The following is a 24,653-nucleotide window of genomic DNA, read 5'->3' on the forward strand; positions in this document are numbered from 1 at the left end:
TCGCTACAGATATCCCTGCGACCGAAAGCTCAGTTCATTCGATTTGCCGATGATCAGATGATCATGCAGCGTCAGCCCCAGGGCCAGACATGCGTCCTGTATCCGGTTGGTCATGTCGATATCTGATTGCGACGGGGTCGGATCGCCCGAAGGGTGATTGTGTACCAGGATCAAGGCTGACGCATTCAATTCCAACGCCCGTTTCGCAACCTCGCGCGGATAGACAGGTACGTGATCGACGGTGCCCTTGGCCTGTTCCTCATCCGCGATTAGCACGTTCTTGCGATCCAGATAGAACACCCGGAACTGCTCCGTCTCGCGATGGGCCATCGTGGTGTGACAATAGTCCAGCAGTGCATCCCAACCTGAAATCACGTGCCGCTGCATCACCCGCGCGCGGGCCATGCGATGGGCGCAGGCCTCAAGTATCTTCAAATCGGTGATCACCGTGTCACCAACGCCCTTGATCTGACGCAGCCGTTCCTCGGGCGCGGTCAGAACCCGGTTGAAATCCCCAAACGTGTCCATCAGCGCCCGTGCCAGCGGCTTTACATCCTGCCGCGGGATTGAACGGAACAGCACCAGTTCCAACAGCTCATAATCCGGCATCGCCGCCGATCCACCTGACATGAACCGTTCCCGCAGGCGTTTCCGGTGGTCTTTGATATAGGACGGCAATCGCCCCGAGGGCAGGGGCGCCACCGGGGCTTCGTCACTTTCAAACAGCATCGGGGCTTCGGCAAAGGCGTCCTGAGTCATGCGTTCAGATTTGCGCAGAATCGGTTTCCGAAAGGTTAACGCGCCCAAACGACCTTAGACCCCTTTGGTCGATAGTCACCGGTTTCCACCTACCTCGTTTATCAATTCACTCATGTAGTTGAGGCTGCAACCAGGACAATCTCACCGGACCAATCCGATTGAATTTGCTCAGCCGCCCGCCATGCGCGCAATCCGCTAGAGCAACAAAGCGCAAGTCTTTTTCCTTTGTTAGGCTCTGTTTTCAGGGATTCAACAATGTCCCGACGTGCCCTGCTGTGAAGAGGCTCGGGGGCCTCGTCCCGGGTGCGCAGTTCAATGATCACATCATCTTCGGTCAATTGGCTGGCGGAAAGAAATCGAAAGTGGTGCGCCGGTTCCGGTGCGCCGTCAAATCGGAATGTGGTGCTGCGCAGCGTGCGGGCGTCAAACTGTACCAACTGTCCCAAAGGCGAGGGGTCCAGGCCAAGGATCACGCCCAGCGCCATTTGCGCCTGCAAGGCACCTATTACCCCAACGACAGGGCCCAGCACGCCGGCCGTTGCACAGCTCGCGCCGCTATCCGGTGCATCCGGGAACACCGCACGCAAGGACGGCGCGCCAGCACAAAACCCACCGACATAGCCGGTCAGCCCCAACACGGATGCGCTGATCAGCGGCTTGCCCTGCAACAAACAAGTATCCGACAAGATATAGCTGGCCGCATAACTGTCCGCGCAGTCCAGAACAATGTCAGAGCTGCGAACAAAATTTAACACATTCTGGTTTGTTAGAGCCTGATTCCCGGCCACTACGGTGATGTCACCATTCAACGCCCGGCAGCGTTCTGCGGCGACTTTGGCCTTGGCGCGCCCACAGTCGGATTCAGCGAACAATGTCTGCCGATGCAGGTTCGATAGCGCGATCTGATCCCGGTCCAGGATGGTTATATGCCCAACCCCGGCCCCGGCCAACAAGGGTAAGACCGGGGCGGCTAACCCGCCCGCGCCCACCACCAGAACCCGCGCTGCTGACAGGCGGGTCTGGCCTGCCGGCCCAACCTCGGGCAGGATCATCTGGCGGGCATAGCGGCTCATCTCGTGACCTCGATCCATTCGCGAACGCGGGTTTCTGGATCGGAATTCAGCGTGATGTCCGTGACGACCGAGACGATGTCGGCCCCCGCCTGCAAGACCCCCGGCGCCCGCTCAACGCTCATGCCGCCAATCGCGACCAGAGGGATATCCCCCACCCGCGCCTTCCATTCGGTGACGCGTGGCAGGCCCTGCTGTTCCCATTTCATTTTTTTCAGGATCGTCGGATAGACCGGGCCCAAAGCCACATAATCCGGGTCCATGGTCAGGACTCGCTCTAATTCATCATCATCGTGGGTGGAGACACCCAGTTTCAGCCCCGCCTTGCGGATGGCTTTTAGATCGGCCTCGTCCAGATCCTCTTGCCCGAGATGAATCCACTCACAACCAGCGTCGATAGCCGCCTGCCAATGATCATTGACCACCAGCACGGTGCCGTGGGCACGGCATAGTTCCAACGATTGGGCGATCTGTTCCCGTATGACCACATCAAGCTGATCCTTAATCCGCAGTTGCACCAGCTTCACACCCAGGGGCAGCATCCGGCGCAACCAATCAGAGTGGTCGAAGATCGGATAAAATCGGCCTAACATCATGATAAGAAGGCCTTTCCGATTACCGGAGTTGACGGTTCGGCCATATCGCGCGCCTCGATCGGGTCGGCTTGATGCGCCAGTTGCCCGGCCTCAATCGCCAGTATCATCGCGCGGGCCATGGCCACAGGGTTTCCAGCACGAGCGACAGCGGTATTCAGCAGAACGGCGTCATAACCCAACTCCATCGCCTGCGAAGCGTGACTGGGCAGGCCGATCCCGGCATCCACAACCAATGGAACATTGGGGAACTCGGCCCGCATCGCGCGTAGAGCAAATTCATTGTTCAGCCCGCGCCCCGACCCGATGGGTGCACCCCAAGGCATCAGCACCTCGCACCCGGCGGCCAGCAGACGCTCGCCCACGATCAGGTCGTCGGTGGTGTAGGGGAAAACCTGAAACCCGTCCTCGGTCAGTATGCGCGCGGCCTCGACCAGTTGAAACACATCTGGCTGCAAACTGTCAGTGTGGCCGATCAATTCCAGCTTGATCCAATTAGTTTCAAACACCTCACGCGCCATATGGGCGGTGGTTACGGCTTCTTTGACCGTGTGGCAACCAGCGGTGTTTGGCAGGATCAGCGCGCCCAGCTCGCGGATCATCTGCCAGAAGGTCTGCCCAGCCCCGGATTCACGGCGCAAGGAAACTGTGGCAACACCCGCGCCGCTCTCGCGAAACGCCTGTTCCAGAATGGCGGGGCTGGGGTACTGCGCCGTGCCCAGCATCAATGAGTTGGGAAGTTGGGTCCCATAAAAGCTTTTCATCCTCAGCCTCCCTGCATCGGCGCGACGACTTCAACCCGGTCGCCATCGGTCAACTTTTGAGCAATGCGCAGCCCCGAGGGCACAAAGTCTTCGTTTACAGCTGTCGCCACCCGTCCAGAGAACCCGCATTCGACCAACAGGTCCGAGAGGATTTCGGCGCGCACCTCGCGCGATTCACCATTAAGCACGATCTTCATCGACCATCTCCGAATGTTCGTTGTCCAACGCCAGATCGGCCACTCCCTGCGCCAGCGCTGGGGCCAGCAGATAGCCATGGCGGTACAGTCCGTTGGCATAAATCGTATGCCCCAGCCGCCGGATGCGGGGCAGGTTGTCGGGAAAAGCCGGGCGCAGATCGACACCGATCTCAAGCACCTCGGCCTCGCCAAAGGCGGGGTTCAGCGCATAGGCGGCACTGAGCAGTTCCAGCATGGATCGGGCCGTGATACGGCTGCTGTCTTCGCTTTCGATCATCGTTGCGCCCAGCATGTAGACACCATCCCCACGCGGCACGATGTACAGCGGCATCCTTGGATGCAGTAGACGTACAGGTCGCGTCAGGGTCACGTCCGGGCAGCGGATCACCAACATCTCTCCCTTGACGCCGCGCAGGTCGTGCAAAACCTCACGCGCGTGTAGACCGCGGCAATCGATTACATTCTCCAGCTGGGTCGGGGCCAGTTTCCGGTGGAAGACTACCCCTTGGTCCAGCAATTGGCGGTGCAGATCCCGCAGCGCCTGTCGTGGGTTCAGATGAGCCTCATCCGTGAAATGCAGACCGTTGGTGAAACTGGTTAAATCAGGCTCTAAATTGGCAACTTCAGCCGGACTAATCTCGGTATACCCCCCGGTCCGACGGGCGAACCGACGCAAATCCGGCAGATCACGCGGGTTGGCAACAACCAGCGTGCCACGTTGTTCCACCCGAGTACGCGTAGACCACCACTCGAACGCAGCCTTTCCCAACCGCAACACCGGTTCTTCGGCGTTTTCAAACTCGCACCATGGGGCCAGCATACCGCCAGCCCACCAAGAACACCCATGCGGGCCAGGTGGACCACTGGGATCAAAGATCTGAACCTTGGCCCCGCGCGACACTAGCTCGCTGGCTGCTGCCAGCCCGGCCACACCGGCCCCTATGACCGACCAGACCGTCACGCGGGCCAGACCCGATGGAAATGATGAACCGGGCCATGCCCCTGTCCGACCATCAGACCGTCAGCTTTAGCAATGGCCCCTTGCAGATACTCATGCGCCTGCGCGACCGCATCGGTCAGGCCCAGCCCTCGCGCCAGCCCGGCTGCTATCGAAGACGACAGGGTGCAACCGGTGCCATGCGTGTTGCGCGTATCGCACCGGGGGGCGGTGAATTCTGCCACAACTCCCGAAGGATCAAGCAAGACGTCGTGGCAAACGTCGCCGCGCCCATGTCCGCCTTTCATCAATACCGACCGCGCCCCCAGCCCGCACAGCGCCATCCCCTGCGCGATCATCTGATCGGGGGATTCGGCGTCCGAGGTGCCCAGCAAACAAGCGGCCTCGGGTAAGTTCGGGGTAAGCATGGTCGCTTGGGGCACAAGAACATCACGCAGGGTGCGAACCGCATCCTGTGCCAGCAAGGCATCGCCAGATTTGGAGATCATCACCGGGTCCAAAACGACGGGGCCATCAAACCCAGCGATGGCCCCGGCAACGGTTTGAATAATTTCAGGGGTCGCAAGCATGCCGATCTTGATCGCGCTCACATCCAGGTCGGTCAGCACCGCCTCGATCTGAGCGGCCACTACGTTGAGCGGTATGCCATGCACTGCGGTCACAGCCCGCGTGTTCTGCGCCGTGACTGCCGTGATCACGCTGGCCCCATACACGCCCAACGCAGACATCGCCTTGAGATCCGCCTGAATCCCGGCCCCACCGCCACTGTCCGAGCCCGCAATTGTCAGGGCAATATGCGCCATATCGTTGCTCCATCATCAGGGGGCAACGCAGCGTGGAAAACGTCTGTGTGTGTAGACCGTTCCCTACGCCGGTATTGCCCGGATCAGGTTCGATGGGTTAGCGCATTCACGCCTCTCAGCCCCTTGATCAGGGCACCCCAACGGTTGGCGCGACAATCTCAGGGGATGCGAAGGGATTCAAGGGCCAATTTTCGCGAAGTTCATGGACAAACTGGACCTATAAAACGAAAAAAGCCGACCCAAGGGGATCGGCCTTTTGGCAGCTTGGTGGAGTGATCTTAGCCCTTCATCCCATCCCAAAAGGATTTGACGGATGAGAAAAAGCTTTTTGATTCCGGGTGGTTATCCTCACCCAAATCGTCAAACTCTTTCAGCAGTTCTTTTTGGCGACTGGTCAGATTGACCGGCGTTTCCACCGCCAGTTCGATGAACATGTCGCCCACACCACCACCGCGCAGGGCAGGCATGCCTTTACCGCGCAGGCGCATCTGGCGGCCCGATTGGCTGCCTGCTGGTATTTGCACACGGCCACGGCCACCATCGATGGTTGGCACTTCGATCGAGCCGCCCAGCGCGGCCTTGGCCATGCTGACCGGAACGCGGCAATACAGGTTCACACTGTCACGTTCGAACAGCTTATGATCCGACACTTCGACAAAGATATACAGATCACCCGGAGGGCCACCGCGCATCCCAGCTTCACCCTCACCCGCCAGGCGGATGCGGGTTCCGGTCTCGACACCGGCGGGGATGTTGACGGACAGCGCACGCTCTTTTTCCACGCGGCCTGCACCGCCACAGGCTTTACAGGGGTTCTTGATGATCTGACCCAGACCCGAACAGGTCGGGCAGGATCGTTCGACGGTAAAGAAACCCTGCTGTGCACGCACCTTGCCCATGCCCGAACAGGTTGGACAGGTGGTTGGCTCCACTCCGCCTTCTGCACCCGAACCGTCACAGGCCGAACAGGCCACGGCAGCAGGAACACTGATGGTTTTCTGCAGGCCCGCGAACGCCTCTTCCAGCGTCACGCGCAGGTTATAGCGCAGGTCCGATCCGCGCGCCGCACGGCGCCCGCCACCGGGGCCGCCACGCTGACCGCCCATGAAATCGCCGAACAGATCGTCGAACACGTCTGAGAACGCGCTGGAGAAATCACCCTGACCAAAGCCGCCACCGGGACGGCCACCACCACCGCCCATACCGTTTTCAAAGGCGGCGTGACCAAAGCGATCATAGGCGGCCTTTTTGTCGGCGTCGCGCAGAACATCATAAGCCTCGTTGGCTTCTTTGAACTGCGACTCGGCATCCGGGTTGTCTTTGTTGCGATCGGGATGCAACTCTTTGGCTTTCTTGCGAAAACCCTTTTTGATTTCATCCGCTGATGCGCCCTTTGATACGCCGAGCACATCGTAGTAGTCGCGTTTTGACATCAGTATTTCCTTCAGCCTCAACGTATTTGGGCCGGCCCGGCAACCGGACCGGCCCACATTGGCCCGGTTACCCGTTAGTTACGCTTGTCGTCGTCCAGATCTTCGAACTCGGCGTCAACAATGTCGTCCTCACCCGGCGCAGCATCTGCCGCCGCAGGTTCATCCTCACCTTCTTCGGCTTGCGCCTTGTAGATGGCTTCGCCCAGCTTCATGGCCGCTTCGGTGACGTTCTGGATGCCCGACTTGATCTTGTCGGCATTCTCGGTCTCCAGCTCGTCCTTCAGCGCGGCAATTGCCAGCTCGATGGCTTCGATGGTGGTCGGGTCGACTTTGTCGGCATGCTCTTCCATCGACTTTTCGGTCGAGTGGATGAGGCTTTCCGCCTGGTTCTTGGCGTCTACCAGCTCGCGGCGTTCCTTGTCGGCTTCCGCGTTCTCTTCGGCGTCCTTGACCATCTTGTCGATGTCTTCATCCGACAGACCGCCCGAGGCCTGGATGGTGATCTTCTGCTCTTTGCCAGTGCCTTTGTCCTTGGCCGAAACCGAGACAATGCCGTTGGCGTCGATATCAAAAGTCACCTCGATCTGAGGCATGCCGCGCGGTGCAGGCGGGATATCTTCGAGGTTGAACTGACCCAGGATCTTGTTGTCCGCAGCCATTTCACGCTCACCCTGGAACACGCGGATGGTTACGGCGTTCTGGTTGTCCTCGGCGGTCGAGAAGACCTGAGACTTTTTGGTCGGGATCGTGGTGTTGCGGTCGATCAGACGGGTGAACACCCCACCCAGCGTCTCAATCCCCAGCGACAGCGGGGTCACGTCCAGCAGAACTACGTCTTTGACGTCGCCCTGCAGAACACCGGCCTGAATGGCGGCGCCCATGGCAACCACTTCGTCCGGGTTCACACCCTTGTGCGGCTCTTTCCCGAAGAACTTGGTGACCTCTTCGATCACTTTCGGCATCCGGGTCATACCACCGACCAGAACAACCTCGTCAATGTCGCCAGCCGACAGACCAGCGTCTTTCAGTGCGGCCTGGCAGGGCTTCATCGACTTTTTGATCAGGTCCGAAACCAACGATTCCAGCTTGGCACGGGTCAGTTTCATGACCATGTGCAGCGGCTGACCGTTCGAACCCATCGAGATGAACGGCTGGTTGATTTCGGTTTGCGAAGTCGAAGACAGCTCAATCTTGGCTTTCTCAGCAGCTTCTTTCAGACGCTGCAGCGCCATCTTGTCTTGCGACAGGTCGACACCGTGTTCCTTTTTGAACTCATCCGCCAGGTAGTTGACGATGCGCATGTCAAAGTCTTCACCACCTAGGAAGGTGTCACCGTTGGTCGATTTGACCTCGAACAGGCCGTCGTCGATTTCCAGAATGGTCACGTCGAAAGTACCGCCACCAAGGTCATAGACCGCGATGGTTTGAGTTTCTTCTTTGTCCAGACCATAGGCCAGCGCAGCCGCTGTCGGTTCGTTGATGATCCGCAGCACTTCCAGACCGGCGATTTTACCGGCGTCTTTGGTGGCCTGACGCTGTGCGTCGTTGAAATATGCAGGAACGGTGATCACGGCTTGCGTGACTTCCTCACCCAGATAGCTCTCGGCGGTTTCCTTCATCTTGCCCAGAGTGAAGGCCGAGATCTGGCTTGGGGAGTACTTTTCACCGCGGGCTTCCACCCACGCGTCGCCATTGCCGCCATCGACGATGGCGTACGGCACCATTTTCTTGTCTTTTTCGACTTCTGCATCATCCACACGACGACCGATCAGACGCTTAACACCAAAGATCGTGTTGTCGGGGTTGGTGACCGCCTGGCGTTTTGCAGGCTGACCGACCAGTCGCTCATCTTCGGTGAAGGCGACGATCGAGGGCGTGGTCCGCGCCCCTTCGGCGTTTTCGATGACCTTCGGCTGCGAGCCGTCCATGATGGCCACACACGAGTTGGTGGTTCCGAGGTCAATCCCGATTACTTTTCCCATATGTTCAATCCCTTTCTCTTCAAGGCGATGTCCCGAGGTCCGAACCCGTTATGGCACCCGGCCCCGATCTGATGTGCGCAACAGCCCTACACCATCGCGCGTCCCGGCGTATATAAGGGCGGGATCAGAGGCCTGCAAGCGTTGTAAAACGCAGGTTTTCGGGAATCTGTGGCCTTTTTGGCAAGGTTTTGGCAAGGATCGGGGATTCTCGGATGGCGCGGCTGCTTTTACGCGGTTTTGATATCAGGAAAGCCTGGCTGGACGGGCCCGCGCAGGAGCGGCTGATCGACAGCCTGCGGCCGATTCTGAAATCCGCCCCTTTGTTCCGGCCGGTCACGCCATCGGGTAAGGAAATGTCCGTGCGTATGACGTCGGCCGGGTCACTGGGCTGGGTCACCGACAAGACGGGGTACAGATATCAGGCGCAACACCCCAAAGGCGCGGTTTGGCCCGCGATCCCGGAGCAGATTCTTGGTATCTGGCGCGACCTTGCCAGTGCGGACCGTGATCCTGATTGCTGTTTGATCAACTACTACGGCGAAGGGGCCCGGATGGGATTGCATCAGGACAAGGACGAGGCCGATTTTTCCTGGCCGGTCCTGTCGATCTCACTGGGGGATGATGCCCTGTTCCGCATCGGCAACCAGACACGGGGCGGCAAGACCGAATCCATCTGGTTGAACTCGGGTGATGTGGTGATCATGGGCGGGCCCGCCCGGCTGACCTATCACGGCGTCGACCGCATCCGGTTCGGATCATCAAAACTGTTGCCCAAGGGTGGTCGGATCAACCTGACGCTGCGTGTGGCAGGTTAGCGGCGCGCCTCCCAGCTTTGGGACACATGCTGACGAGAGAAGAAAATTCCCAACAAGCCGATCAGCAGCAGGATCAGCCCCACCCAAAGCGCGTATTCCCAGCTGGTATTGCGAGGAAAATAATTGCGGAAAAGAAAACCGCGGCACTGATCGATGACGTGAAACAGGGGGTTCCAGGTGAACATGGCCAACGTGGCACCGCCCAGCGCATTCGCCACGAACATTTTACCCGAAAAGATCATGTTCAAGCGCCGGTAGATATTGGTCAGGACTGTCACAAAAGTGGGAAACCACGGTCGCAGAGCCATGAAGACGACGCCAATTGCGCAGCCAACAAACCAGCTCAGGATCAACATGCCAAAAGCGCCGCCCGGTTCCTGAATTTCAATTGGCGCGACTGCTACACTGTAAATAAAGAGGATCACGATGATTGTCACAATCTGCGTGTAAAGCGCCCCAAAAGCGGTGGCCAACAGGACGACAACCATGTTCATCGGCGAATGCAGCATCATCGGGTTGTTGCCGGTCCCGACCCCCGCTACCGCGCTGACGGACTTGATATGGGTAATGAACAGAAATACGCCCGACAGCAGAAACAGGACAAATTCGCCCCGGATTCTTGCAATACGTGGTCCCAGGAAAGACAGGATCGTATACAACACCAAAACCAGGGCGAGAACCTGCAAGATGTTGATGATTATGGCCACGACCGCGTTGTGATGCTGGGACCGTATGCTGCGAACAACGGCGTGGAAAATCAGCTCGGCCGTTGTGAACGCGCCGCCCAGTAAGGACTGGTTTCGCTTGAAATAATACACCCGAAGCGTCTTTCCCGTTTTTTCGCCTGCAATCTGTCACGAAATTCTTGCCGTTCCGTAACCGGCACATCATAAGGCCGTCAGGCTATTCGATCAACAAATCACAGGAACGGAGCTTTTTTGTGACCTACGACGCCCTCATTCCCGTCATTCGACGGCTGGCCCTGGAAGCCGGTGACAAGATCATGGAGATCTACAATTCGGATGATTTCGACGTAAAGGTCAAATCCGATTCCAGCCCGGTGACCGAAGCAGACGAAGCTGCCGATGCCTTGATTTCGGCCGGTCTGCGCGATGCCTTCCCGGATATTCTGCTGGTGACCGAGGAACAGTCCGCCTCGCATTCAGAAAAGGGTGACAGATTCCTGATTGTCGATCCTTTGGACGGCACCAAAGAATTCATCAACCGGCGCGGCGATTTCACGGTGAATATTGCGTTGGTCGAAAACGGCGTTCCAACCCGTGGCGTGGTTTATGCGCCTGCAAAGGGTCGCATGTTTTATACACAGGCCGATGGTCAGTCGGTTGAAGAGACCGGAGCATTGGACAAAGCCCAGGCTGGGGAGGTGACTTCCATATCAGTGTCTAATCCGGAAAATTCAGCACTTCTAATCGTGGCGTCGAAATCGCACCGCGATCAGGCCACCGAGGATTACATCAACAAATATCAGGTCAAGGACAGCAAGAGCGCGGGCTCATCCCTGAAATTTTGTTTGGTGGCCACGGGCGAGGCAGATCTTTACCCCCGCGTTGGCCGCACGATGGAATGGGACACCGCCGCGGGCCATGCCGTGCTGGCCGGTGCGGGCGGCAACGTGGTGCGCTTTGATGATCATTCACCGCTGACCTATGGCAAGGACGGCTATGCAAACCCGTTCTTTATCGCCTACGCTCCGGGTGTTGACCTGAAGGAGGCCTGATGTCCGTTCTGATCGCCATTCCCGCCCGCTATGCCTCGACCCGCTATCCGGGCAAACCGCTGGTTCCGCTGACCGGCGCCAATGGCACCGCGATGACGTTGATCGAGCGGTCCTGGCGCGCTGCCTGTTCGGTGTCGGGCGTCGACAAGGTGGTCGTTGCCACCGATGACGACCGCATCCGCGAAGTGGCCGAAGGGTTCGGGGCCGAGGTGGTGATGACCTCGGAAAGCTGTGGCAATGGCACCGAACGCTGCGCTGAGACCCATGCCAACCTTGGCGCTGGCTATGACATCGTGGTGAACCTGCAAGGCGACGCGCCGCTGACACCGCATTGGTTTGTCGAAGACCTAGTCGCTGGCCTGCGCGCCGCGCCCGGGGCGGGCGTGGCCACACCCGTGCTGCGCTGCGATGGTGACGCGCTGAACAGTCTGCTGAACGACCGCAAGCACGGGCGCGTTGGCGGCACCACCGCCGTCTTCGCCGCGGATCACAGCGCCATGTATTTCTCAAAAGAAGTCGTCCCGTTCACCGCCGAGACCTACGCAGGCGAAGAAGAGACCCCGGTTTTCCACCATGTCGGCGTCTACGCCTATCGCCCCGATGCTTTGGCCGCCTATTCCACCTGGCCGGTGGGCCCGCTGGAACAGCTGGAAGGGCTTGAGCAACTGCGCTTTATGGAGAATGGCCGCAAAGTTCTGTGCGTCGAGGTTGAGGCCAAAGGCCGCCAGTTCTGGGAGCTGAACAACCCGCAGGACGTTCCCAAGCTTGAGGAAATGATGGCCGCGATGGGGTTGGATTGAGCCATTTTCCCCCTGACCTGGACACACCTGTTGGCATAGCAGGGCACAAACTTCTTTGTCTGGAAGACAGATGACCAATATTCTTGTAACCGGCGGGGCTGGATATATCGGATCGCATGCCTGCAAAGCGCTGGCGCAGGCGGGCTATACACCCGTGACTTATGACAACCTGATCACCGGCTGGCAGGACGCGGTGAAATTCGGACCGTTCGAACAGGGCGATCTGCTGGATCGCGCTCGGTTGGATGAGGTCTTCGCCAAATACCAGCCCGCCGCCGTAATGCACTTCGCCGCCCTCAGTCAGGTGGGCGAGGCGATGTCCCAGCCAGGCAGATATTGGACCAACAATGTCACAGGGTCACTGAACCTGATCGAGGCAGCCGTGGCAGCCGGTTGCCTGAACTTTGTGTTCTCCTCGACCTGCGCCACCTATGGTGAGCATGACAATGTGGTGCTGGATGAAGACACACCGCAACTGCCGCTGAACGCTTATGGTGCCTCAAAGCGGGCCATCGAAGATATCCTGCATGATTTCGAGGCTGCATATGGCCTGAATCACGTGATCTTCCGCTATTTCAACGTGGCCGGTGCCGACCCCGAGGGTGAAGTGGGGGAATTCCACCGTCCCGAAACTCATCTGGTGCCGCTGATGCTGGACGCCATTGACGGCAAGCGCGACGGGCTGACCGTATTCGGCACCGATTACGACACGCCCGACGGTACCTGCATCCGCGACTATGTGCATGTCTGTGATCTGGTCGATGCTCATGTTTTGGGGTTGAACTGGCTGGAACAGGGCAAGGGTAGTCGGGTTTTCAACCTTGGCACCGGATCGGGCTTTTCGGTGATGGAGGTGATCAGCCATTCCAAAGCCGTCACTAACCGCGAGGTGCCCTATTCCATCGGCCCCCGCCGCGCTGGCGATTGCACCAAGCTTGTTTCAGGCTCGGTCCGCGCCGGGCAAGAGCTTGGTTGGACCCCAAAAAGATCAACGTTAGAGACTATGATCAGTGATGCCTGGCGCTGGCATCAGAACGGCAATTACGAAAAGTGAGCCATAGGTGACAGATCATGTAGCCGATAATCTTCCACCCATTGGATGGGTGCAGAAGTACCGGTTGCGTCTGAAACGACGGCGGTTGCTTTGGCGATCCTTTCGCAGCCGCCATCAGCTAGCCAGCCTCAAGGATCAGACCGCGCAAATCAGACCCGGCGCGGTACTGGCCTTCACCACGTTGCGCAATGAAATCAATCGCCTTCCGTGGTTCTTCCGCCACTATCGCGGGCTCGGGGTGGATCACTTTCTGGTCGTGGATAACGGCAGCGATGACGGCTCGGTCGGATTTCTGCGCGATCAGCCCGATGTGTCGCTGTGGCAGACCTCTAACAGCTATCGCGACGCGCGATACGGTTTGGATTGGCTGACATGGCTGCAAATGCGCTATGGCCACGGACACTGGACCTTGATGGTGGACGCGGATGAGCTGCTGATCTACCCCAACTACGACAGCAAATCCCTGCATGACCTAACAGGCACCTTGGACCAACAAGGCCACATCGCCTTTGGCGCGCTGCTGCTGGATCTCTACCCCAAGGGGCCACTGGGCGCGCAGCCCTATGACCCCGAAATGGACCCGACCAAAACCCTTAGCTGGTTCGATCCCGGCCCCTACCGGGCGCAGCGCCAAAGCCCATTGGGAAACCTGTGGGTGCAGGGTGGCGCGCGAGAACGGATGTTTTTTGCCGACAGGCCGCGGCATTCGCCCACGTTGAACAAAATCCCGCTGGTGCGCTGGTCACGGCGCTATGCCTATGTGAACTCGTGCCACTCGGCCCTGCCCCGGCATCTGAACGCGGTCTATGACGGCCCCGGCGGCAAGACGCCTTCGGGCGTGTTGCTGCACACCAAATTTCTTCCCGAGGTGGTGGACAAGTCATCGACCGAAAAAACCCGACGGCAGCATTTTCATGATCCCGACCTATTTGGGTCATATTATGATGCAATTGGAAACCGCCCCGACATGTGGACGCCTCAGTCCGTGCGTCTTGAGGGCTGGGCCCAGTTACAACAATTGGGTCTGATGGGGAAAGTTTGCTGAAAAGCAGCATATGTGACTAACGGTTTTTAAATTCGTTGCCTTGAAAGATACATCAATGGCATAAAACGGCACTTGCCCGGCACCACTCTGGATCGTCCAGCCCCCGGGCATGCTCGCGTAACGAAAAAGGCAGTGCAAACGCGTGAGCCTGTTGGATTCATACCGAATGAGATTGCGGCGCAAGCGTCGTCTGGTGCGCTGCCTGCGCAAACGTCGGCAATTAAAGCCGATTTCCGACAAGACCAACGATATCCAACGCGACGATATCTTGTTGATGAGCGTTCTGCGGAACGAGAAAATCCGCCTGCCTTACTTTCTGGAATACTACCGCAGGTTGGGCGTCGATCATTTTCTGTTTGTCGACAACGACAGCGATGATGGCTCGGGCGAATACCTGGCAAGCCAACCCGACGTTTCGGTCTGGCGGGCAAATGCCAGCTATAAACAGGCTTCGTTTGGATTGGATTGGTCAAACTACCTGTTGCGAAAATACGCACACGGACATTGGGTTCTGACAGTCGACCCGGATGAGTTCTTTATCTATCCGTTCTGCGACACCCGTCCGATCCGCGCCCTGACCGATTGGCTGGACGGCTGCGCGGTACGCAGTTTCGGCACCATGCTGATCGACATGTATCCGCAAGGACCAGTGGATGCTCAGCCGTATCACGAAGGACAGGACCCGTTTGAGATCGCCCGCTGGTTTGATGCTGGCAACTATATGATCACAAAGAACCCCGAGTATAAGAATCTGTGGATTCAGGGGGGACCTCGTGCGCGCGTGTTCTTTCGCGACACCCCCTTGCAAGCGCCTGCGCTGAACAAGATCCCCTTGGTCAAATGGGACCGTCGCTATGTCTATGTCAGCTCGACCCATTCGCTGCTGCCGCGTGGCTTAAACCAGGTTTATGACGATTGGGGCGGTGAAAAGACCAGTGGCGCGTTGCTGCACGCAAAGCTGATCAGCACGCTGGGCGACAAAGCCCGCGAAGAGATGCAGCGTGGCCAGCATTACCGCCGCTCGGGCGAATATCGCGCATATGCCCAGGGGCTGGACGAGCAGCCGGTGTTTTGGTGCGACCGGTCCGAGAAATACATCAACTGGCGTCAGCTTGAGATCCTTGGCCTCATGTCGAAAGGAAACTGGGCATGAGCCGTCTGGGCGTTGTTATGCTGGTTCATACAGCACTGCACCGGGCCGAGCAGGTGGCACGGCATTGGACGGCATCGGGCTGTCCGGTGGTGATCCATGTGGACCGCAAAGTGCCGGATCAAGTTTATTCCGATTTCGTTGCCGCATTCGCGGATGAAGCGTTGATCCGGTTCTCGGAACGCCATACCTGCGAATGGGGTAGTTGGGGAATTGTCGCGGCCTCACAATCCGCGTCCGAACTGATGCTTGAGGCTTTTCCGGATGTACATCACGTCTACCTGTCTTCGGGGGCCTGCCTGCCCCTGCGGCCCGTGGATGAGCTGATCGACTATCTTTCTGACCGGCCTCGGGTCGATTTCATCGAAAGCGCCACGACCGCCGATGTCAGCTGGACGATCGGTGGGCTGGATCAGGAACGTTTTACACTGCGCTTTCCGTTTTCCTGGCGCCGGAACCGCAAACTGTTCGACGCTTATGTAAAACTGCAACGCGCCCTCGGGATGCGCCGCAAAATCCCCGAAGGGCTGATGCCGCATATGGGCAGCCAATGGTGGTGCCTGACCCGACAGACCCTGTCGGCCATTCTGCAGGACCCCAAGCGGCAGACCTATGACCGCTATTTCCGCCGCGTCTGGATTCCGGATGAAAGCTATTTCCAGACGCTGGCCCGACTGTATTCCACCCACATCGAAAGCCGGTCGCTGACCTTGTCGAAATTCGACTATCAGGGGCGACCACATATCTTTTATGATGATCATCTGCAGTTGCTGCGCCGGTCGGACTGTTTTGTGGCCCGAAAGATCTGGCCGCGTGCTGATCGGCTGTATCAGGCCTTTCTGACCGATCAGAGCAGCGCCATGCGACCAGCCGAACCCAACCCGGGCAAGATCGACCGGGTATTTTCCAAAGCGGTCGAGCGTCGAACCCGTGGGCGCGACGGGCTGTACATGCAAAGCCGCTTTCCTCGCCACGGCAGTGAGAACGGCCTGACCTCATTCCCTTATTCGGTATTTCAGGGCTTTGCCGAGCTGTTCGAGGATTTTGAACCCTGGCTGGCTGAGACCACAGGCGCACGGGTGCATGGGCACCTGTTTGGCCCCGCTCGGGCCGAGTTCGCCAACGGGGACACGATCACAAACGGTGCGCTCAGCGATTGTGCGGTTCTGCGTGACTATAACCCAACGGCCTTTATCTCGAACCTGATCTGGAACACACGGGGTGAGCGGCAGTGCTTTCAATTCGGTCCCGGGGACACGCAAAAGATCAGCTGGTTTCTGGCGCGGGATAAGAACGCGCAAATCTCGGTTATCACCGGGGCCTGGGCGATCCCACTGTTCCGGTCGAACATGAATTTCGCCGATATCCGCTGTGAAGCGGCACGCCTTCAACAGATTGAAACCAAACAGCTTGAGGTTCTGGGCTCGGTCTGGACCAAGGCGCAGGTGCGGACCTGGTCCTTGGCCGAATTTGTGGAATCTCCGATGGAGCCCATGCAGACCGTGATCGAGGAAATCGGCACCCATCGCGCGAACCATTTGACCGAGGCGCCAAAAATGGTGGATTTGACTGGCTTTGGACAATTCCTCCAGAACCTCAAAAATCAGGGAATGCATCCTTATTTGGTGGGGGATTTTCCGGCAGATGATATTTTCGGCGCGCGGGTTCGGCCATTCAAGAAACCCTATCTGGTGCAATAGTCTGTCATGACATCCAAGTTCGACTATTTCGTCATCCTCGCCGCGATGCGCACCGGGTCCAACCTGCTTGAGTTCAATCTCAACGCGCTTGAAGGCGTCACCAGCTTTGGTGAGGCATTCAACCCACATTTCATTGGTCGGCTGAAATCTGAAAGTCTGTTGGATGTAACTTTGGAAGATCGTGACGGCGATCCGATGAAACTGGTGCAGGCAATCAAAGATGCACCCGGCGAGTTAAATGGGTTCCGCTTCTTTCAGGGGCACGATAACCGCGTGTTAGAGCCTGTTTTGGCTGACCCACGCTGCGCCAAAATCATTTTGACGCGCAATCCTCTGGACAGTTACGTTTCGTTGAAAATTGCGCGGGAAACCAAGCAGTGGCAACTGAAGAACATCAAACGCCGCCGCGAAGCACAGGTAGAGTTTAATGCGGAAGAGTTTGAATCCTATCTGGATAGACAGCAGGATTTTCAGCTCTTGTTGCTCAATACCCTTCAGCGAACAGGTCAAACCGGGTTTTACATTTCCTATGACGACCTGACCAATCTGGAGGTGCTGAACGGGCTGGCCGCGTGGTTGGGTATTTCGGCGCGGTCGGCTTCGATTGACGATACGATCAAGCCGCAGAACCCGGGCCCGACCCTGTCCAAGGTGACAAACCCGGAAGAGACCGAGCATGCCTTGGCCCGGATCGACAGTTTCAACCTGCATCGCACCCCGAATTTCGAGCCCCGGCGCGGATCGACCGTCGGCAATTATGTCGCCGCGCCGCATACGCCCTTGATGTTTATGCCGATACGCGGCGGGCTTGAGGCACCTGTGACCCAATGGATGGCCGATCTTGACTCGGTCAGCACCGACAAGCTGGTCACCAATCTGAACCGCAAACAGATGCGGCGATGGCTGCACGCTCATCCCGGACACCGAAAATTCACGGTACTACAGCACCCTCTGGCACGGGCGCATTCGGCCTTTTGCTCCAACATCCTCAGCACCGGGCCCGGCGCTTACCTGAAAATCCGAAATATGCTGCGCAACCGGTTCAAAATTCCGATCCCGGGTCAGCTGCGTGACGGCAATTACCCGGTTGATCAGCATTATGAGGCGTTTTCGGCCTTCCTAATCTTCCTACGCCAAAATCTGGCTGGACAGACGCCCGTTCGTGTGGATGGAACGTGGTGCAGCCAGTCTCAGGTATTAGACGGGATGGCATCCTTTGCTCTGCCTGACTTCATCCTGCGCGAGGATGATATCGCAACAACCCTGCCCGATCTAGCCAGACGGATGGGGCATGACAGCCCACCAACACCCGGGTTTTGCGCGCCGGAAATCCCGTTCACGTTGGCCGAAATTTATGACGACAGATTAGAAACGCTGGCGGCTGAGGCCTACCAGCGCGACTATGTGCAATTCGGGTTCGGGGATTGGGAACCAGTTACGGGCGCAGCGTGATCAGTGTGCCCTTGTTGACCATCGCATAGATCTCTTCGATCTCTTCATTCTTGACGGCGATACAACCGGCGGTCCAATCCGCTGTCTTCTTGGCGCGTTTCAGTTCCGACCGCTTTTTCGGCTGACCGTGAATGAAAATATCACCACCCGGATCAACACCGGCCGCCTTGGCCTGCGCGATATCATTGGAATTCGGATAGGAAATCCCCAGCGACAGGTGATAGCGACTGTTGGGGTTGCGACGGTCGATCAGATAGCTGCCTTCGGGCGTGCGGCCATCACCGCGCTTTGTCTTTGTACCATCTGGCGCAAAGCCCAAATCGACTTTGTATTCCTTGAGAATGGTTTGGTTGTGCAGAAGATACATCTTCCGCGCGCCCTTGTTGATGACCAAAGAAGTCACCTCGGGGCCATCATATGTCAGAAATCGTGGGCTAGCTGTGGCACAGGCCGAAAGGCCCAGCGTTGCCATAGCGCCCAATCCAAATGCTCGACGATCCATGTGTCACTGCCTGCTCTTTTTTTTCAGCATTATGCCAGATTTCCGAAAAACTGAAATCACTTTTTGATGTGCTGCTGTTCGGTCAGGCGGCGCTCGATGCTTTCCAGCCGTTCCAATACTTCGTCGCGATAGGCGTCAGTTCGCACCTCATCCTCGGCATGATGCGCATCCTGCATCGAGTTCACAATCAGACCGACCAGCAAGTTCACGACCGCAAAGGTGGTGACCATGATGAACGGAACAAAGAACAGCCAGGCATAGGGATAGACCTCCATCACCGGACGGACAATGCCCATGGACCAGCTTTCCAGCGTCATGATCTGGAACAGCGTATAGGCCGACAGACCTAGGTCGCCGAACCAGTCCGGGAAAGTGGCCGAGAACAGCTTGGTCGAGATCACGGCACCGATGTAGAACAGGATCGCCATCAACAGGAATACGCTGGCCATGCCCGGCAGGGCCGAAATAAAACCCTCGACCACCCGCCGCAGGCGCGGCGCGACCGAGATAACCCGCAGTACCCGCAGGATTCGCAACGCCCGCAATACCGACAGCCCCCCGGCGCTGGGGATGAGGGCAATGCCGACAACGATAAAGTCAAAGACGTTCCAGCCGCTGAGAAAGAACCGTCGCCCGGTCGCCAACAGCTTCATGGCGATCTCGGCCACGAAAATGGCCAGACAGATTGTGTCCAGCGTCACGATCAGGGGTCCCGCGGCCTCCATCAGGGTTGGCGATGTCTCCATCCCCAACAACACAGCATTAAAGATGATGACCGCAGTGATGAACCGGCCAAAAGTGGGATGTTCGATGATGGTCAGCAGACGCTGATTGAAGCCCATATTGACACTCTCCTGTCTGCTCATGATGCGGGCCCCCATACAAACCGCGCGGCAAGTTCCGTGTGTGACGACCATCGAAATTGGTCCACCACCTGTACCCATTCAAGAGTGTAGCCCGCATTAACCAGCGTTCTTGCGTCCCGCGCGAAGGTCACCGGGTTGCACGAGACATATGCAATCACCGGGCGCTGCGCCTGTGCCAGTTCGACAACTTGCGCCTCGGCCCCGGCGCGGGGCGGGTCCAGCACAACGGCGTCAAAGGATTTCAACTCATCGGGCATCAGCGGGCGGCGGAACAGGTCGCGGGACTCGGTCGTGACCCGTTTCAACCCTTGCGCGCGGCGCCAGCCCTGATCCAGCGCATCCGTCATCGCGGCTTCACCTTCGACCGCGTGAACCTCGGCATTTTCGGCGAGGGGGAGTGAGAAGGTCCCACTGCCTGCAAACAGGTCGGCAATGCGCTTTTTACCCTGCGTCGCCTGTAATACTGACTGTAATAGAGCCTGTTCTCCATCTCTTGTCGCCTGCAGGAATGCTCCGGGCGGTGGCACAACCCCAGCACCCCCAAAGCGTTGCATCGGAGGTTGGCGCATTGCGATCACTTCACCATCCCAGCTAAGCCGCGCCAAGCCGTGCTTCTCGGTTGCCTGCGCCAATGCCAGTTCCAACGGCCCATCCAGCGGTTTGCCACCTTTGACGGCCACATCCAGCCCGCCTTCGGACAAGGTCAGTGTCACGGCCAGCACGCCCTTGCGACTTCCGCCCAGAATAGCCAGCGCCTCGGCCACCGGTATGGCAGAAATCAGGGCCGGGTCCAGCAGATGACAATCGGGGATTTCGGTGATCGTGTCGGACGCGCGGCCATGGAATCCGGCCAGCGTGCCCTTTTTGGTCCGACGCACGGCGATCGTGGCACGGCGGCGCGACCGCTCGGGCGAAGTATGGATCGGGCGCATCTGCGCCTCTAGCCCCTGCGCCGCCAGTGCGGTGCGCACCACTTCGACCTTCCAGTTGGCCACAAAATCATCTGCGGCGTGCTGCAATTGGCATCCACCACAGGCCTTGTAGTGACGGCAAGGAGGTTTCACCCTTTGGTCCGAGGGTGTTTCAACCCGTATGTCAGTCAGCAGCTGCCCTACTAATGTACCACTTACCACCTCACCTGGCAGGGTACGCGGCGCGTAAACCGGGCCGTCAGCAATGCCGTCTCCCTGATGACCCAGGCGATTTATGGTGAAGTGTTGCGTCATAAGGGGCCTGATACCGGGGCTTTGCGCGCAACAAAACCCCCTAGCACGCTTTGTGCGTTATTCGGCGGCTTCGGCCTGAATGAACCCGCCCGATTGGCGATGCCAGAACCGCGCGTACAACCCGCCCTGCTCCAACAACGCATCATGGGTGCCGGATTCGGCGATCTGCCCCTGATCCAGGACGATAATCCGGTCCATCTCGCTGAGCGTGGACAGGCGATGTGCAATCGCCAGGACCGTCTTGCCCTGCATCACCCGGTGCAGGGCGGTTTGAATCGACGCCTCAACTTCGGAATCCAGCGCCGAGGTCGCCTCATCCAGAACCAGAATCGGCGCATCTTTGAGGATAGCGCGCGCCAGAGCGATCCGTTGCCGCTGCCCACCGCTGAGCTTCACACCGCGTTCGCCCAGATGCGCGTCATAGCTGCTGCGGCCATGGGCATCCTGTAGGCTAAGAATAAAATCATGCGCTTCGGCCTTCTTCGCCGCTGCAATCATGTCGTCTTCTGACGCGTTTGGGCGGCCATACAGGATATTCTCACGCGCCGAACGGTTGAACATCGCAGTTTCCTGCGTGACCATGCCGATCTGACTACGCAAACTGTCCTGCGTTACCTGGCTGACATCTTGCCCGTCAATGCGAATAATGCCTTTTTCCCCGTCATAGAGCCTGAGCAACAACGAGACCAAAGTGGATTTCCCAGCACCCGAGGCCCCAACAATTCCCAGCTTTTCACCCGGATGCACGGTCATGCTCACATCGGACACACCGCCCACATCGCGACCATAGGCAAAGCTGACATGTTCGAAATCTATCCGCCCCTCGGTCACTGTCAGGTCAGTGGCTTGCGCGGCGTCCTCGACCCGGTCGCGTTTGGCAAGCGTCTTCATACCGTTCTCGACCTCACCCACATTCGCGTAGAGCCCCATCAGTGTGAAACTGACCCAGCCGGTCATCTGCGCAATCCTGATCGAAACCGCGCCAGCCGCCACGATATCACCCGCCGTCGCAATCCCGTTTCTCCACAAAAGCAGCGTCGCGCCCAGCAAGAGAACCGGAAGAACCCCGGCCAGCACCATCAGGATAAATCGGAAGCTGGCGGACAATGCCCCGAAGGCCAACATCTTTTCGCGTAGATCAACCATGGAGTTTCGCGCGGCCTGATCCTCAAACGCAGAATGAGCGAACAGCTTTACGGTCTTGATATTGGTGATGGTATCAACCACTTGCCCGGACACCATGGCGCGCGCGCCAGCCCGCGCAGCAGACCGGGCGCGAATGCGTGGCAGATACCAGCGGATCAGCAGAAAATACACCACCAGCCACCCGGCGAAGGGTAACATCACCAGTGGATGAATAGACCCTAACAAGAACAAAGAACCGGCAAGTGAGGCCAAGGCAAACACAATTGCACTGATTGTCTCGGACACGACAGAGGCCAATGCGTTAGACGTCTGCATCTGTTTCTGCGCGATCCGGCCCGCGAAATCATCGTCGAAATAAGTGACCGATTGGCCAAGGGTCCAGCGGTTCAGCTTGGCCAGCACCAGCGGCGGCACATTGGGCATGACGATATAGTTGTTCGTCACCGAAGACAGCCCGAACAGCGCTGGGCGCAGCAACATGAAAAATGCCACCACGCCCAGAATCATCCACAGATTATCTGCGTTGAAAAAACCCTGAGGTCCATTTTCCGAGGCAAGATCGATCACCAGACCCAACATCCAGGCCGTTCCTGCCTCCATCGCGCCAGCCATGGCCGAAAAACTGGCCGCGACAAAAATCATCGGCCACGCGCCGGACAGGCACCAACGGATGAACGCCCCCAGCGTTTGCGGCGGGGGCGTCTCAGATTTTTTGAACGGATCTATAAGATCGGCAGCCTTCATTCCGCAGCCTCCGGGTTCAGGAAGCCACCAGATTGCCGCGCCCAGAACTGAGCGTAAAGCCCCCCATGCGCCAACAATTCGGAATGCCCGCCCTGCTCTACAATCCGACCTCCATCCATAACCAGAATACGATCCATCTGCGCAATGGTGCTCAGCCGGTGGGCAATGGCGATCACGGTTTTACCTTGCATCATGCCGTAGAGGGTCTCCTGGATCGACGCTTCGACCTCGGAATCCAGGGCGGATGTCGCCTCATCCAACAGCAGGATCGGTGCGTCTTTCAGGATCACCCGCGCCAGCGTCACCCGCTGCCGCTGTCCACCGGACAGCTTCACGCCCCGTTCCCCCACATGTGCATCATATCCGGTGCGTCCCTGCGGATCTTGCAGGTCGAGGATGAATTCATGCGCCTCGGCCTGTTTGGCGGCGGCGATCATCTGTTCCTCGGATGCCTCGGGACGACCATACAGGATATTATCGCGCACCGACCGGTGCAGCAGCGCACTGTCCTGCTGCACCATACCGATTTTGCTGCGCAGACTGTCCTGAGTGACGCTTGCGATGTTCTGGTCGTCAATCAGGATTGCACCCTGTTCCACGTCATAAAACCGCAAAAGCAGCTTAACTAGGGTCGATTTTCCGGCACCGGACCGCCCGATCAGACCAATCTTTTCACCCGGTTGAATGGTCAGGTTGATATGATCCAGCCCACCGGTTTTGCGGCCATAGTGATGCGACAGGTTGCGGATGTCGATCTGACCTGTGGTCAGTTGCAATGGTTTCGCGTCCCGCGCATCCAGCAGGTCGATAGGCTGGGCAATCGTCTCCATCCCTTCAGCCACCACACCAAGCTGGCGGAAGAAACTGGTCAACGCCCACATGATCCAACCGGTCATCGCATTCAGTCGCAAGGTCAGCGCGGTCGCCGCTGCTACCACACCGACCGTGGCACTGCCCTGCATCCACAAGGCAATGGCCCAACCGACAACACCAACGATCAGCAGGCCGTTCAACGTCACCAGAACCGCATCCATAATGGTGAAGATCCGCATCTCAACCTGGAAGGTGCGACGGGTTTCAGCTATGGCTTCGCGGGCATAGTCCAACTCTTGATCATCATGCGCGAACATCTTGACCGAGTGGATGTTGGTGTAACTGTCCACCACCCGACCCGTCACCGCCGAGCGCGCATCCGACGCCGCCTTGGACGCCGGTCCGACCCGAGCGACCGTCCAGCGCACCAACAATGCATATAGTGCAAACCAGATCAGCAGCGGCAACAACAGGCGCGGATCGGCCGCCATCAATAGGATCGCCGCCCCGATCAGATAAGCCAGCGAGAAAGAAATCGCGTCAAAAACCTGAAACACGGCCTCACCCGCGGCGGGGGGCGTCTGCATGATCCGGTTTGCGATACGGCCCGCGAAGTCATTCTCGAACCACCCCACGGACTGACGCAGCACATGCTTATGCGCCCGCCAACGTATGATGGTGCCAAAGTTCGGCAGGATCGTGTTGTTCAGCAGCAGGACATCAACCACATGCAGCATCGGCCGTAACAGCAGCACAAACACAGCCATCAGAATCAATTCAGTCCCGTGGGCCTGCCAGACCTCAGCCGGAGGGCCAGACAACAGGTCAACCACGCGGCCCATGTAATAAATCAGCCCGACCTCGACCGCGGCGACGATGACTGAAATCAGCGCGGTCCAGAAAAACACCCGCATGAAAGGTCGGGAATAATCCAGCATAAACGGCCACAGCCGCGTGGGCGGTGTGTCGGTCTCGGTATAGTCGGCAAAAGGGTCAACAAGGTTTTCGAAATAGCGAAACATGGAGAGTGCTCCGATTGAGCA

23 protein-coding genes and 1 riboswitch are annotated in these 24,653 nt (G+C 58.2%); of the genes, 8 read left to right on the forward strand and 15 right to left on the reverse strand.

What is annotated here, in order from left to right; genetic code table 11:
• Positions 1–3 precede the first annotated feature (3 nt).
• The 9 genes from radC to dnaK all read right to left on the reverse strand — a co-directional run bounded on the left by radC (position 4) and on the right by dnaK (position 8,559).
• Entirely contained in the window at positions 4–759 is a 756-nt protein-coding gene (radC, locus tag ACR0AL_RS10480; protein WP_058283296.1) for a RadC family protein, read from the reverse strand.
• Between the two features lie 110 nt (positions 760–869).
• Positions 870–1,832: a HesA/MoeB/ThiF family protein gene (locus ACR0AL_RS10485; protein ID WP_480662915.1), complete on the reverse strand. Its 963-nt coding sequence runs from the start codon at positions 1,830–1,832 to the stop codon at positions 870–872.
• A complete protein-coding gene (locus ACR0AL_RS10490) occupies positions 1,829–2,425 on the reverse strand; it encodes a thiamine phosphate synthase (RefSeq protein WP_480662917.1) in 597 nt (198 codons plus the stop codon). The genes ACR0AL_RS10485 and ACR0AL_RS10490 overlap by 4 nt, the downstream gene beginning before the upstream one ends.
• Positions 2,422–3,186, reverse strand: a complete 765-nt coding sequence (locus tag ACR0AL_RS10495) for a thiazole synthase (RefSeq protein ID WP_480662919.1) — start codon at positions 3,184–3,186, stop codon at positions 2,422–2,424. Before ACR0AL_RS10495 ends, ACR0AL_RS10490 begins: the two co-directional genes overlap by 4 nt.
• A gap of 2 nt (positions 3,187–3,188) precedes the next feature.
• Positions 3,189–3,383 (reverse strand): sulfur carrier protein ThiS, encoded by a 195-nt coding sequence (thiS, locus tag ACR0AL_RS10500; protein ID WP_170349593.1) that lies wholly within the window; start codon positions 3,381–3,383, stop codon positions 3,189–3,191.
• A complete protein-coding gene (locus ACR0AL_RS10505; protein WP_480662921.1) occupies positions 3,367–4,344 on the reverse strand; it encodes an FAD-dependent oxidoreductase in 978 nt (325 codons plus the stop codon). Before ACR0AL_RS10505 ends, thiS begins: the two co-directional genes overlap by 17 nt.
• A complete protein-coding gene (gene thiD, locus ACR0AL_RS10510) occupies positions 4,341–5,144 on the reverse strand; it encodes a bifunctional hydroxymethylpyrimidine kinase/phosphomethylpyrimidine kinase (protein WP_170361001.1) in 804 nt (267 codons plus the stop codon). Before thiD ends, ACR0AL_RS10505 begins: the two co-directional genes overlap by 4 nt.
• Positions 5,145–5,187: 43 nt before the next feature.
• Positions 5,188–5,294: riboswitch (TPP riboswitch) on the reverse strand.
• Between the two features lie 128 nt (positions 5,295–5,422).
• Positions 5,423–6,577 (reverse strand): molecular chaperone DnaJ, encoded by a 1,155-nt coding sequence (dnaJ, locus tag ACR0AL_RS10515; RefSeq protein ID WP_170349590.1) that lies wholly within the window; start codon positions 6,575–6,577, stop codon positions 5,423–5,425.
• Positions 6,578–6,651: 74 nt separating this feature from the next.
• Complete coding sequence (gene dnaK / locus ACR0AL_RS10520; RefSeq protein ID WP_170349589.1) at positions 6,652–8,559, reverse strand: molecular chaperone DnaK; 1,908 nt, start codon at positions 8,557–8,559, stop codon at positions 6,652–6,654.
• Positions 8,560–8,771: 212 nt separating this feature from the next.
• Between dnaK and ACR0AL_RS10525 the strand changes: the two genes are divergently transcribed.
• Positions 8,772–9,374, forward strand: a complete 603-nt coding sequence (locus ACR0AL_RS10525; RefSeq protein ID WP_170349588.1) for an alpha-ketoglutarate-dependent dioxygenase AlkB family protein — start codon at positions 8,772–8,774, stop codon at positions 9,372–9,374.
• Here ACR0AL_RS10525 and ACR0AL_RS10530 read toward each other — a convergent pair.
• Positions 9,371–10,192 carry an ABC transporter permease gene (locus ACR0AL_RS10530; protein WP_170349587.1) on the reverse strand — a complete coding sequence of 274 codons (822 nt, stop codon included), beginning with the start codon at positions 10,190–10,192 and terminating at the stop codon, positions 9,371–9,373. The two genes, ACR0AL_RS10525 and ACR0AL_RS10530, sit on opposite strands and share 4 nt — an antisense overlap.
• Before the next feature lie 122 nt (positions 10,193–10,314).
• On the opposite strand from ACR0AL_RS10530, the gene cysQ reads away from it, so the two are divergent.
• The 7 genes from cysQ (at position 10,315) to ACR0AL_RS10565 (ending at position 18,313) form a co-directional block, all read left to right on the forward strand.
• Positions 10,315–11,112: a 3'(2'),5'-bisphosphate nucleotidase CysQ gene (cysQ, locus tag ACR0AL_RS10535; RefSeq protein WP_170349586.1), complete on the forward strand. Its 798-nt coding sequence runs from the start codon at positions 10,315–10,317 to the stop codon at positions 11,110–11,112.
• The gene (locus ACR0AL_RS10540) at positions 11,112–11,912 is read left to right on the forward strand and encodes a 3-deoxy-manno-octulosonate cytidylyltransferase family protein (RefSeq protein WP_170349585.1); all 801 of its coding nucleotides are present in this window, start codon (positions 11,112–11,114) and stop codon (positions 11,910–11,912) included. Before cysQ ends, ACR0AL_RS10540 begins: the two co-directional genes overlap by 1 nt.
• 70 nt (positions 11,913–11,982) lie before the next feature.
• Positions 11,983–12,966 (forward strand): UDP-glucose 4-epimerase GalE, encoded by a 984-nt coding sequence (gene galE / locus ACR0AL_RS10545; RefSeq protein WP_480662923.1) that lies wholly within the window; start codon positions 11,983–11,985, stop codon positions 12,964–12,966.
• 7 nt (positions 12,967–12,973) lie between these two features.
• The gene (locus ACR0AL_RS10550; protein WP_480662925.1) at positions 12,974–14,011 is read left to right on the forward strand and encodes a glycosyltransferase family 2 protein; all 1,038 of its coding nucleotides are present in this window, start codon (positions 12,974–12,976) and stop codon (positions 14,009–14,011) included.
• 166 nt (positions 14,012–14,177) lie between these two features.
• A complete protein-coding gene (locus tag ACR0AL_RS10555) occupies positions 14,178–15,164 on the forward strand; it encodes a glycosyltransferase family 2 protein (protein WP_170533175.1) in 987 nt (328 codons plus the stop codon).
• On the forward strand, positions 15,161–16,861 hold the full coding sequence (locus tag ACR0AL_RS10560) for a DUF5927 domain-containing protein (protein WP_480662927.1): 1,701 nt from the start codon (positions 15,161–15,163) through the stop codon (positions 16,859–16,861). Before ACR0AL_RS10555 ends, ACR0AL_RS10560 begins: the two co-directional genes overlap by 4 nt.
• 6 nt (positions 16,862–16,867) lie before the next feature.
• Positions 16,868–18,313: a nodulation protein NodH gene (locus tag ACR0AL_RS10565; protein ID WP_480662928.1), complete on the forward strand. Its 1,446-nt coding sequence runs from the start codon at positions 16,868–16,870 to the stop codon at positions 18,311–18,313.
• Here the strand turns inward: ACR0AL_RS10565 and ACR0AL_RS10570 are convergent.
• The 5 genes from ACR0AL_RS10570 to ACR0AL_RS10590 are packed head-to-tail and all read right to left on the reverse strand — an operon-like array spanning position 18,297 to position 24,632.
• A complete protein-coding gene (locus ACR0AL_RS10570) occupies positions 18,297–18,815 on the reverse strand; it encodes a L,D-transpeptidase family protein (protein WP_170349579.1) in 519 nt (172 codons plus the stop codon). The genes ACR0AL_RS10565 and ACR0AL_RS10570 overlap by 17 nt on opposite strands.
• Before the next feature lie 56 nt (positions 18,816–18,871).
• Complete coding sequence (locus ACR0AL_RS10575; RefSeq protein WP_170349843.1) at positions 18,872–19,657, reverse strand: ion transporter; 786 nt, start codon at positions 19,655–19,657, stop codon at positions 18,872–18,874.
• A 20-nt stretch (positions 19,658–19,677) separates the two neighbouring features.
• Complete coding sequence (locus ACR0AL_RS10580; RefSeq protein WP_480662930.1) at positions 19,678–20,907, reverse strand: class I SAM-dependent RNA methyltransferase; 1,230 nt, start codon at positions 20,905–20,907, stop codon at positions 19,678–19,680.
• 57 nt (positions 20,908–20,964) lie between these two features.
• Positions 20,965–22,797, reverse strand: a complete 1,833-nt coding sequence (locus ACR0AL_RS10585) for an ABC transporter ATP-binding protein (RefSeq protein WP_480662932.1) — start codon at positions 22,795–22,797, stop codon at positions 20,965–20,967.
• On the reverse strand, positions 22,794–24,632 hold the full coding sequence (locus ACR0AL_RS10590) for an ABC transporter ATP-binding protein (RefSeq protein WP_480662934.1): 1,839 nt from the start codon (positions 24,630–24,632) through the stop codon (positions 22,794–22,796). Before ACR0AL_RS10590 ends, ACR0AL_RS10585 begins: the two co-directional genes overlap by 4 nt.
• Between the last annotated feature and the right edge of the window lie 21 nt (positions 24,633–24,653).

Source organism: Ruegeria sp. BB1, from assembly GCF_056539465.1.